Here is a 10,145-nt window from a genome sequence, read left to right on the forward strand (position 1 = left end):
GGCTATAACTAGGGACATCCTCGTCCAATGAGGGGCGCGCTCGCGAGGCGTCGCAAGAGTGGGACGGGGAGCGGTCCTGCCGCAGGCCTCGCACGCCTGTGATCGCAGGGGGCCGATCTGGCATGCCTCCAGGTCCGCTGAAACAAACCGCGCGTGATAAGCAGTCTGGCTCTCACTTCTCACCATCACATCGAGCCGGGCTGCCCACCACGCCACCCTCGATTGACCTGACGGCTTGAGGCCACCCGGCCTCAGGCCCGAAGGCGCTGGCACTTTGACACTCCACCCGCGTCATCCCGGACGAAGCGCAGCGCAGATCCGGGATCGCGTAAACCAGCCCAGCCCTGTCATCCCGGGGCTGCGCAGCAGAGCCCAGGATCCATAACCACGACGGTGCAGAAAAGAGTGTGACGCTGATCGTTTGGTCTTGAGACGTCGCGTTTATGGATCCCCGCCTGCGCGGGGATTACAGTGTTGAGCGTCCCGCGCTCCAGCCTGCCTACGATCCCGGATCTCCGCTTCGCTGCATCCGGGATGACATTCCAGCGTCAGGGCCGATCTCGCCTACTCCTTCACCCATTCCCGGATGAGGTGGTTCGCGATCGCGATCGGAGCAGGCGCCAGGAAATCCTCGTGGGTGCCGTCGAGCATGCGCCGGATGTCGTCCTTGGTGAACCAGCGGGCGTCCTCAAGCTCCTCGCCGTCGAAGGCGATGTCGTCGGTCAGCGCTTCGCCGATGCAGCCGATCATGACGTTCGACGGGAAGGGCCAGGGCTGGGAGGCGAGGTAGCGCACGGAGCCTACCCGGATGCCGGCCTCCTCGAAAGTTTCCCGACGCACGGCATCCTCGATGGTCTCGCCCTGCTCCAGGAAGCCAGCGAGGCAGGAATACATCTTTTCCGGAAAGCGCGGCTGGCGGCCCATGAGGCATTTGTCGCCGCGGGTGACGAGCATGATGACAACCGGATCGGTGCGCGGAAAATGCTGGGCGCCGCAGGCGGCGCAGTCGCGCCGGAATCCGGCTTGGGCGGGTTGCGTCGGCGCACCGCAATTGGCGCAGAAGCGGTGGCGGCGGTGCCAGTCGAGCAGGGATTTCGCCATGGCGAGCATCCCGAGCTCTTCTTCCGGCACGAGGCCGCGCACTGCAATGGAGCGCAGGTCGACGGCCGTGAAGACCGGATCGTCCTGGAACAGCTCGGCTGCCTCGGGGGCGACCAGGGTTGCCACAACGGGGCGATCGTTCAGGGTGCCGAGAAACACCTGCTCCTGATGGGCGGGAAGACGCCCCAGGATCTCGGCGGTCAGGAGACACGTTCCCGGTTCGCCTTTCCGCAGGATCGGCAGGTCGCCTGCCAGAACGACCATGGCGGTCCAGGGATTGGCCACCGCATTGGTGATCGCCTCCGGGTCCCGTTCCGCGCTGTGGCGCACGAGCGAATTCGTGATGTAGGCGATGGGTCGGGTCATGGTCAGGCCGCCGCGAAAAGAGTGGCGGCGCGCTCGATCAGGGCGGAGGCCGCGTGAGGAGGGTAGGGGGTCCGGGCGCCGTGCCCCCAGACGGGGCCGGGCCAGGCCGGATCGGAGCGGAAGCGCCCGATCACATGGACATGAAGCTGTGTCACGATATTGCCCAGCGCCCCCACATTCACCTTGTCGGGTTTCGAGAGCTCCAGCATCACCCCCGTGGCGATGCGGATCTCCTGCATCAGCTGGGCTGATTGCTCCTCGGAGAGATCCGTCAGCTCGCTCACCCCCACGACGCGGGGCACGAGGACGAACCAGGGAAAGCGTGCGTCGTTCAGCAGCAGAACCGAGGAGAGGGCGAGGTCGCCGACCGGGATCGTGTCGGCAGCGAGCCGGGAATCGAGCTGGAATGTCATGAGGCTATGTAACCGAGCCTGCGGCACCGTGTCAGCATCGGTCATTCGTCATCCCGGACGAAGCGAAGCGGAGATCCGGGATCGTGGGCAGAACAAAGTGCCATCTTCGTCAAGCGATCTCGGGTTCTGCTGCGCAGCCCCGGGACGACAGCCTCTGGATAACTGTTTCCAACTTGCGTTTCGGGGCCGATGCCCTCATATAGCCGGTGGGAGGTTGGCGAGGGACGTCTCACTCGCCAACCGGGTCAGGTCCGGAAGGAAGCAGCCCTAACGAGACCGAACGGGTCTTCGTCCAGCCTCCCACCTCATAAGATTCTCCAAAGCCTTGCAGTCGATGGACGATACCACAGCCGGCACGCCCCTGAACGACGAGCCGGCCCTGCCGGGCTTCCCCGCCGCGCCCGCACCGGCGGCCGCGAAGGCCTCGCCCTACCGCGTTCTTGCCCGCAAATACCGCCCGCGCACCTTCGACGACCTGATCGGCCAGGAGGCGATGGTCCGCACCCTGTCGAACGCCTTCGAGACCGGCCGCATTCCACAGGCCTGGATGCTCACCGGCGTTCGTGGCGTCGGCAAGACCACCACGGCCCGCATCCTGGCCCGCGGCCTGAATTATCAGAAGCCCGACGGCTCCGGCGCCCCCACCATCCACATGCCGGAACTCGGCGTCCATTGCGAAGCCATCATGGAATCGCGGCACGTGGACGTGCTGGAGATGGACGCGGCGTCGCACACCGGCATCGACGATGTGCGCCAGATCATCGACGGCATCCGCTACTCGCCGGTCTCGGCCCGGTACAAGGTCTACATCATCGACGAGGTCCACATGCTCTCGGAGAAGGCGTTCAACGCCTTCTTGAAGACGCTTGAAGAGCCGCCGCCGCACGCGAAGTTCATCTTCGCCACCACCGAGATCCGTAAAGTGCCCGTCACGATCCTGTCCCGCTGCCAGCGCTTCGACCTGCGCCGCATCGAGGCGGACAAGCTCGTCTCCCATCTGGGTCGCATCTGCGACGCCGAGGGCGTGCAGGCGGATCAGGAGGCGTTGGCTGCCATCGCTCGCGCCGCGGAAGGTTCGGCGCGCGATTCCCTGTCGCTGATGGACCAAGCCATCGCCCATGGCGCCGGCGTGGTCACGCCCGACACCGTGCGCGACATGCTAGGGCTGGCCGACCGCGGTCAGGTCATCGATCTGTTCGAGGCCATCATGCGCGGCGACGTGCAGGCGGCTTTTGCGGGACTGCGCTCACAATACGATGCCGGCGCGGATCCGGCCGTGATCCTGTCGGATCTCGCGGCCTTCTCGCACATCGTCACCCGCCTCAAGCTGATCGCGGAGGCCGCCAAGGACCCCGCGCTCTCCGAGATCGAGCGCGCCCGTGGCATGGATTATGCCGGGAAGCTCTCCGTCCGGACCCTGTCGCGCGCCTGGCAGATCCTGCTCAAGGGCATCCCCGAGGTCCAGGCGTCGAACCGCCCGATTGCCGCCGCCGAAATGGTGCTCGTGCGCCTCGCTTATGCGGCCGATCTGCCGACGCCCGATGAGGCCTTGCGCGCCCTCAAGGACGGTGCGCCGCTGCCGTCGGGCGGCCCGGCTCCCGCGCCTTCGCGGCCATCCGGCCCGGCGACTTCCGGCAACATGGCGCTCGCCACGTCACAGGCTCAGCCGCAACCGCGCCCGCAGGCGGCTCAAGCAGAGCCGACCATGCGCCTGCGCCGTTTCGAGGACGTGGTGGCGCTCGCCGGCGAGAAGCGCGAGATCGTTTTGAAGGCGGCGCTGGAGCGCGACGTGCGCCTCGTGCGCTTCGAGGAAGGCCGCATCGAGCTCAGCCTCACCGAGACCGGCAGCCGCACCATCGCCAACGATCTCACCCGCGCCCTCCAGCAATGGACCGGCGAGCGCTGGATGGTGGCGCTCTCCTCCGAGGAAGGCGCTCCTACTCTGCATGAAAAGGCGGTTGCCGCCGAGCGCGAGCGCAAGGAGGGGGCGGCCAATCATCCCCTCGTGCAGGCCGTGCTCTCCAAGTTCCCCGGTGCGCAGATCGTCAACGTGATCGAGCGTTCCGAGAAGGCCGGCGAGGATGCTGAAACCGAGATCCTCGGCGAAGAGGATGCGGCCGCCGCGCACGAGTCTGAGGAAGACGACGATCTGTTTTAAAACAAGGATGCGGTCATGAAGGACATCATGGGATTGATGAAGCAGGCTCAGGCGATGCAGCAGAAGCTGCAGGACGCCCAGGCCGAGCTCGATACCCTGGAAGTCGACGGCACCGCCGGCGGCGGAGTCGTGACCGTGAAGGTGACCGGCAAGGGCAACCTCAAGTCGATCAACATCGACCCCTCGCTCATGAACCCGGACGAGAAGGAGATCCTCGAGGATCTCATCGTGGCCGCCATGAACGATGCTCGCGGCAAGGCCGAGCGTGCCGCGCAAGAGCGCATGGAAGGCATTACCAAGGGCCTCCCGCTGCCGCCCGGCCTGAAGCTGTTCTGAGACATCAATGGCTCAACACGTTGCCGGACCTGAGATCGAGCGTCTGATCCAACTCCTTGCCCGTCTGCCGGGTTTGGGGCCGCGTTCTGCGCGGCGCGCGGCACTCCATCTCATCAAGAAGCGTGAGACGCTGCTCAACCCGTTGAGCGATGCCATGCGCATCGCCAACGAGCGCATCGTGGTGTGCTCGTCCTGCGGCAATGTGGATACGTCGGAACCCTGCACCATCTGCCGGGATGCCAAGCGCGATCCGTCGATCCTCGTCGTAGTGGAGGATGTATCCGATCTCTGGGCGCTGGAGCGCTCGGGCGCCGTCAATGCCAAGTACCACGTGCTCGGCGGCGTGCTCTCGCCGCTCGACGGCATACGTCCCGAGCACCTGAACCTGGAGCGCCTCGTCTCCCGCGTGTCGGAGCCCGGCGTCGTGGAAGTGATCCTGGCGCTCAACGCCACGGTCGATGGGCAGACCACGGCTCATTACATCACAGAGCTGCTCGCGCATCTGCCGGTCAAGGTGACGAAGCTCGCCCACGGCGTGCCGGTCGGCGGCGAGCTCGATTACCTCGACGAGGGCACCCTCTCGGCCGCCATCCGCCAGCGCACGTCGTTCTGAGAAAAGCCTCAACCTTCTCACGTCATCACCGGCCTCATGCCGGTGATCTCGATTAAGATAGCGCGGCGCTTCACATGATCGGGATGGCCGGGACAAGCCCGGCCATGACGGTGAGAAATTTCACGCCGGAATGTCGAGCCGGAACACTGTGCCGTTATCGGCCGTAAGGCTGAACTGGCCTCCGAGCTGCTGCGCGAAGGAGCGGATGAGCTTCATGCCGAGCGACGAGTCGCTTTCCGGTGCACCCGACACGCCCTTGCCGGTATCGCGCACGACGATCTCGATCCGGCCGTCGATCCTGCGCGCAGAGACGAGAATGCTCCCGCCTTCGCCCGGCCCGAAGGCATGCTTGAACGCGTTGGAAATTGCCTCCGTAATGGCGAGCGCCAAAGGAGTGCCACGGTCGAGATCGATCATGATCGGCTCGGCCTCGAGGTCGACGGCGATGCCACGGGACACCGCCCCATAGGTGGCCGATAGTTCAACGATGAGACGACCGAGATAATCCTGCAGGTCGATCGTGCCGCCCGTGTCCTTGCGATAAAGGATGTCATGGATCAGCCCGATGGAGCGCAGACGATCCTGCGTCTCCTGAAAGGCCGACTTCACACCCGGATCCGGGAAGCGGCGGGCCTGCATCTGCAGCAGGCTCGATGTGACCTGCAGGTTGTTCTTCACCCGGTGGTGGATCTCCTGCAGCAGCATCACCTTGTCGGACAACGCGGTCGCCAGATTGTCATTGGCGTGCCGCAACTCCTTCTGGGTGGTTTCCGTCTGGTGGCTGAGGCGCACCCCGATCCAGGTGAGCCAGCAGAGAGCGACCAGCACCAGGGCCGTGATGCCCGCGCTCCAGTAGAAGCCGGTCGTCCAGGCGGCAAGGGCTGTTGCCACCGGCACGCTGGCCGTGACGGTGACAGGCCAGCGTTCCAGGCGGCGGAAGGAGATGATCCGCTCGATGCCGTCGCCCATATCGCTGGCGCGATAGGTTCCGCCGCGCTGTCCTTCCATCTCGTTGAAGAGGGCCGTGTGGCTGACCCCCGTGTCGGTCTGGTTCGCCGCGAGGCCGGTGCGTGCGATCACACGCCCGTCGCGTCCCCACATGCCGAGGATCATGTTGCTCGTGTTGCTGTCGGAGCGTGAGATCTCCTGCAGGAAGGCCGGACGCAGGGCCACCTGCGCGACTCCGTCGAAGTCGCCGTTCAGGTCGGGAATGCGCCGGGAATAGGTATAGAGGATTTCCTTGGTGAGCCGTCCGACGATGGCGCCGCCCACGAAGGTTTCCGCTCCGGCCCGATGGGCCTTGAACCAGGATCGGTCGGCGAAATTGGCCAGCGCCCCCGGCTGTGGCGTCGACACGCCAACGGCATTGCCATCCCGGTCGATGATCAGGAACAGATCGCTGGCCGAGGATCTCTGCGTCAACTCGGTGAGGTACTGGCTGGCGACGGCAGTTTCGCTCAAGGCGCCGACACCGCCTCTCAGGCGAACATAGGCGATGATGTCGTTGATAAGGAGGTCGCTCGTCTCCAGCGTCCGCTTGGCGTATTCCTCCATCAGGAGGGCGAGATCCTGCGTTGCAGCCTCGGCGCGATGGAGGGCGCTGCGGTACTCGAGCCACAGGAAGGCCCCCCTGATCCCGATCACCGCCACGGCGAAGAGGATCGCCGTGGCATAGAGAACGCTGCGCATATCGCGGACTGGGATCATACGGCGGGAGCTCAGGTCCGAGGCTGTGGGCGAAACGGGTGCAGACCGGACCCTATGCCAGGCTCTGACTGGGTGTCCACAACATAGATCAGGTGACAGGCCAGATCCCCGTTGCTAATCAGGCGGCAACGAAACCCTTGCTCCGAGCCGCTCATGTCCGCCACTGACCTCGCCCAAACGATCGACGCCGCCTGGGAAGACCGGGCCAATGTCAGCCCCTCCACCACGGGAGCCGTGCGCGAGGCCGTGGAAGAAGCCATGCGGCTTCTCGACGACGGCAAGGCCCGGGTGGCCGAGAAGAACGCCGGCGGCGAGTGGCAGGTGCATCAATGGCTGAAGAAGGCCGTTCTGCTCTCCTTCCGTCTCAACGACATGGAGGTCATCGGCGGCGGGCCGGGCGAGGCCACCTGGTGGGACAAGGTGCCGTCCAAGTTCGCCGGCTGGGGCGAGAACCGCTTCCGCGCCGCAGGCTTCCGCGCCGTGCCGAACTGCACCGTGCGCCGCGGCGCTTATATCGCGCCTGGCGTCGTGCTGATGCCGTCCTTCGTCAATCTCGGCGCCTATGTGGACGAGAATACCATGGTGGACACCTGGGCGACGGTGGGCTCCTGCGCCCAGATCGGCAAGAACGTGCATCTCTCGGGCGGCGTCGGCATCGGCGGCGTGCTGGAGCCGCTCCAGGCTAATCCCACCATCATCGAGGACAACTGCTTCATCGGCGCCCGCTCCGAGGTGGTGGAAGGCGTAATCGTGGGCGAGGGCTCGGTGCTCTCCATGGGTGTGTTCCTCTCGGCCTCCACCAAGATCATCGACCGGAACACCGGCGAGGTTTTTGTGGGCCGCGTGCCGCCCTATTCGGTGGTCGTGCCCGGCTCGCTCCCCGGCAAGCCGCTCCCTGACGGCACGCCCGGCCCGTCCCTCTACTGCGCCGTCATCGTGAAGCGCGTCGATGCGCAAACGCGGGCCAAGACTGGGATCAACGAGCTGTTGCGGGATTGATCCGATGGAGCACTCGCCCCTCTTCCTCGCGCAATCGCTTCTCCGCTGCCCCTCCGTGACGCCGGAGGAGGGTGGGGCGTTGGCCTTCATCGAAGGCGTGCTGAAGGAGGCGGGGTTCGAGGTTCATCGCCAGGTCTTCTCCGAGCCCGGCACGCCGGACGTGGAAAATCTCTATGCCCGGTTTGGGCGAGGCGAGCCCTACCTGCTCTTTGCCGGTCACACCGATGTCGTGCCGCCGGGTGATGTGGACCGCTGGACGCATGACCCGTTCAGCGGCGAGATCCAGGGCGGCGAACTCTACGGGCGCGGTGCGGTCGACATGAAGGGCGGCATCGCCTGCATGATGGCGGCGGCGCTCGATTTCATCCGCAACAATCCCGCGTTCAAGGGCTCCATCGGGTTTCTCATCACGGGCGATGAGGAGGGGCCGGCCGTCAACGGTACGGTCAAGCTCCTTGAATGGGCGAAGGATCGCGGCGAGCGCTTCGACCATTGCATCCTCGGCGAACCCACCAACCCGAACCAGCTTGGTGACATGATCAAGATCGGCCGGCGGGGATCGCTCACCGGGCGCATCGTCGTCGAGGGCAAGCAGGGGCACGTGGCCTATCCGCACTTGGCGGACAACCCGATCCCCGGCATGCTGCGCCTGATCTCAGGGCTTCTGAGCCGGCCGCTCGATCACGGCACGGAGCATTTCGATGCCTCGAACTTGGAGGTGACCACTCTCGACGTGGGCAATCCGGCCTCCAACGTCATCCCGGCCGAGGCACGGGCCACCTTCAACATCCGGTTCAACGATCGCTGGACTCCGCAAAGCCTGGAGGAGGAGATCGACCGCCGCCTGCGCGAGGCCGCTGGAAATACGGTGCGCTATCGCCTCTCGATGGATCCAACCAATGCGGTCGCGTTCCTGACGCCGCCGAACGCGTTCGTGAGCTTCATCGCCGATGCCATCGAGGCGGAGACAGGAATTCAGCCGAAGCTGTCCACCACCGGTGGCACGTCGGACGCTCGCTTTATTGTGAAGGATTGCCCGGTGGTGGAGTTCGGCCTCGTGGGTCAGACCATGCACCAGATCGACGAGCGGGTGCCGGTGGCCGATCTGGACCGTCTGACAGGGATTTACCGCAAGGTGCTCGACGCCTATTTCGCCGCAACATCCTGAAAGCTTAAGCCTGACTATTTAGACTAAAGTCGGAATATGGGCGGAACGTTTGAGGACGTCCGTCCATTTTCGTGAGCAACCGTCTTCAAGGATGAGGCTGCTCATGATCGTCACGGCGGATGAGGTCAATCGGTCGTTCAGGGGAACCCTGGACCTGCTCAACAGCAGAGCGGAAGGGCTCAAGTCCTTCGACATGAGCGAGCGAGGCTTCTGGCACTCCTTCACGGCGCTCTGGCTGACCCTTCCGGCCTACGTGGTCTCCTTGGCCTTCGAGCGCCTGCGCCTCGGTCTGCTCCAGCCCGACCGGTCGCTGCTGGACAATGTCTGGCTCGATCTCGTCGTCGCTCTCGGCCATGTGGCGGGCTTCCTGGCGCTTCCGGTCGCCATGATCTGGGTCGCCCGCCGGCTTCGCATCGAGAAGGCCTATGTGCCCTTCGTGATCGTCACGAACTGGATCTCCGTCATCGGCATGCTGGTGCTCTCGGTTCCGGCCATGCTCATGCTGCTGGGCTGGGCGCCTCCCGGCCTCGCAAGCCTCTTCAGCCTCGCCTTTGCGATCATCATCGTCCGGCTGCAATGGTTCGCCACCAAGTCGACGCTGGGCCTCTCGAGCCTGCCGGCGCTTGGCATCGTCGTCCTCGGCATCGTGCTCAATGCCTTCGTCAGCACCGCGATGCGAGGCCTTCTAGGTTAGCTCCGGGTAGTCGACGCCAATCAGATAAAGGCCTGTCGACGGGGCCATGGGGCCGCAGCGCTTGCGGTCCTGTGCTTCCAGCGCCGCCCGCACATCCTCCACCGACCAGCGCCCCGCGCCGGCCCGCTCCAGCGTTCCCGTCATCGAGCGCACCTGATGGTGCAGGAACGAGCGGGCGGAGGCTGAGATGCGGATCTCGTCGCCGATCCGCTCCACGTCGAGACGGTCGAGGGTGCGGATCGGGCTGTTGGCCTGGCACTCGGCCGCCCTGAACGTGGTGAAGTCGTGGCGCCCGACCAGCATCTGCGCGGCCTCGTGCATCACATCCGCATCGAGCGCCCACGCCACGTGCCAGACCCGGCTCGCCTCGAGGGCCGGCGGCGCGCGCCGGTTGAGGATGCGATAGACGTAATGGCGCTTCAGGGCGGAGATGCGGGCATTGAACGTCTCGGGCACGATCTGTGCCGAGAGGATCGCAACAGGTGCGGGCCTCAGGTGGGAGTTGGTGGCGTCCCGCACCGTATCCGGCCGCCACTCCTTCTCCAGGTCCACATGCACGACCTGATGGGTGGCGTGAACGCCTGAATCGG

Annotated in this window: 10 protein-coding genes and 1 other RNA gene; 7 read left to right on the forward strand and 4 right to left on the reverse strand. The window is 65.3% G+C overall.

Annotated elements, in window-relative coordinates; translation table 11 throughout:
- Window positions 1-564: 564 nt before the first annotated feature.
- Both nudC and JKL45_RS15395 read right to left on the reverse strand, forming a co-directional pair.
- Window positions 565-1,467, reverse strand: a complete 903-nt coding sequence (nudC, locus tag JKL45_RS15390) for an NAD(+) diphosphatase (RefSeq protein ID WP_201862340.1) — start codon at window positions 1,465-1,467, stop codon at window positions 565-567.
- Window positions 1,468-1,469: 2 nt separating this feature from the next.
- On the reverse strand, window positions 1,470-1,925 hold the full coding sequence (locus tag JKL45_RS15395; RefSeq protein ID WP_376771039.1) for an HIT domain-containing protein: 456 nt from the start codon (window positions 1,923-1,925) through the stop codon (window positions 1,470-1,472).
- A gap of 163 nt (window positions 1,926-2,088) precedes the next feature.
- Here JKL45_RS15395 and ffs point away from each other — a divergent pair.
- From ffs to recR, 4 genes are all read left to right on the forward strand, one after another.
- Window positions 2,089-2,185: signal recognition particle sRNA small type (ffs, locus tag JKL45_RS15400), an RNA gene on the forward strand.
- A gap of 29 nt (window positions 2,186-2,214) precedes the next feature.
- Window positions 2,215-4,038, forward strand: a complete 1,824-nt coding sequence (locus JKL45_RS15405) for a DNA polymerase III subunit gamma/tau (RefSeq protein WP_201862342.1) — start codon at window positions 2,215-2,217, stop codon at window positions 4,036-4,038.
- A 15-nt stretch (window positions 4,039-4,053) separates the two neighbouring features.
- Complete coding sequence (locus tag JKL45_RS15410; RefSeq protein ID WP_201862345.1) at window positions 4,054-4,374, forward strand: YbaB/EbfC family nucleoid-associated protein; 321 nt, start codon at window positions 4,054-4,056, stop codon at window positions 4,372-4,374.
- Window positions 4,375-4,381: 7 nt separating this feature from the next.
- Window positions 4,382-4,987 (forward strand): recombination mediator RecR, encoded by a 606-nt coding sequence (gene recR, locus JKL45_RS15415; RefSeq protein WP_201862346.1) that lies wholly within the window; start codon window positions 4,382-4,384, stop codon window positions 4,985-4,987.
- Between the two features lie 120 nt (window positions 4,988-5,107).
- On the opposite strand, the gene JKL45_RS15420 is transcribed toward recR, so the two are convergent.
- Window positions 5,108-6,694 carry a sensor histidine kinase gene (locus tag JKL45_RS15420; RefSeq protein WP_201862347.1) on the reverse strand — a complete coding sequence of 529 codons (1,587 nt, stop codon included), beginning with the start codon at window positions 6,692-6,694 and terminating at the stop codon, window positions 5,108-5,110.
- A 153-nt stretch (window positions 6,695-6,847) separates the two neighbouring features.
- Between JKL45_RS15420 and dapD the strand changes: the two genes are divergently transcribed.
- The 3 genes from dapD to JKL45_RS15435 all read left to right on the forward strand — a co-directional run bounded on the left by dapD (window position 6,848) and on the right by JKL45_RS15435 (window position 9,555).
- Window positions 6,848-7,693 (forward strand): 2,3,4,5-tetrahydropyridine-2,6-dicarboxylate N-succinyltransferase, encoded by an 846-nt coding sequence (gene dapD / locus JKL45_RS15425; RefSeq protein ID WP_201862349.1) that lies wholly within the window; start codon window positions 6,848-6,850, stop codon window positions 7,691-7,693.
- A 4-nt stretch (window positions 7,694-7,697) separates the two neighbouring features.
- The gene (dapE, locus tag JKL45_RS15430; protein ID WP_201862351.1) at window positions 7,698-8,861 is read left to right on the forward strand and encodes a succinyl-diaminopimelate desuccinylase; all 1,164 of its coding nucleotides are present in this window, start codon (window positions 7,698-7,700) and stop codon (window positions 8,859-8,861) included.
- Between the two features lie 103 nt (window positions 8,862-8,964).
- Window positions 8,965-9,555, forward strand: a complete 591-nt coding sequence (locus JKL45_RS15435) for a hypothetical protein (protein WP_201862355.1) — start codon at window positions 8,965-8,967, stop codon at window positions 9,553-9,555.
- Here JKL45_RS15435 and JKL45_RS15440 read toward each other — a convergent pair.
- On the reverse strand, window positions 9,547-10,145 hold a 599-nt coding region (locus JKL45_RS15440; protein ID WP_201862357.1), incomplete at its 5' end, for a tRNA pseudouridine synthase A. The genes JKL45_RS15435 and JKL45_RS15440 overlap by 9 nt on opposite strands.

Origin of the sequence: Microvirga soli (assembly GCF_016734765.1) — a bacterium.
In the GTDB taxonomy this organism is placed as follows: domain Bacteria; phylum Pseudomonadota; class Alphaproteobacteria; order Rhizobiales; family Beijerinckiaceae; genus Microvirga; species Microvirga soli.

Excerpts from the sequence above, each read along its gene's own strand:
- nudC (WP_201862340.1), bottom strand. The coding sequence starts at position 1,467 with ATGACCCGACCCATCGCCTACATCACGAATTCGCTCGTGCGCCACAGC.
- JKL45_RS15395 (WP_376771039.1), bottom strand. The coding sequence starts at position 1,925 with ATGACCGATGCTGACACGGTGCCGCAGGCTCGGTTACATAGCCTCATG.
- JKL45_RS15405 (WP_201862342.1), top strand. The coding sequence starts at position 2,215 with ATGGACGATACCACAGCCGGCACGCCCCTGAACGACGAGCCGGCCCTG.
- JKL45_RS15410 (WP_201862345.1), top strand. The coding sequence starts at position 4,054 with ATGAAGGACATCATGGGATTGATGAAGCAGGCTCAGGCGATGCAGCAG.
- recR (WP_201862346.1), top strand. The coding sequence starts at position 4,382 with ATGGCTCAACACGTTGCCGGACCTGAGATCGAGCGTCTGATCCAACTC.
- JKL45_RS15420 (WP_201862347.1), bottom strand. The coding sequence starts at position 6,694 with ATGATCCCAGTCCGCGATATGCGCAGCGTTCTCTATGCCACGGCGATC.
- dapD (WP_201862349.1), top strand. The coding sequence starts at position 6,848 with ATGTCCGCCACTGACCTCGCCCAAACGATCGACGCCGCCTGGGAAGAC.
- dapE (WP_201862351.1), top strand. The coding sequence starts at position 7,698 with ATGGAGCACTCGCCCCTCTTCCTCGCGCAATCGCTTCTCCGCTGCCCC.
- JKL45_RS15435 (WP_201862355.1), top strand. The coding sequence starts at position 8,965 with ATGATCGTCACGGCGGATGAGGTCAATCGGTCGTTCAGGGGAACCCTG.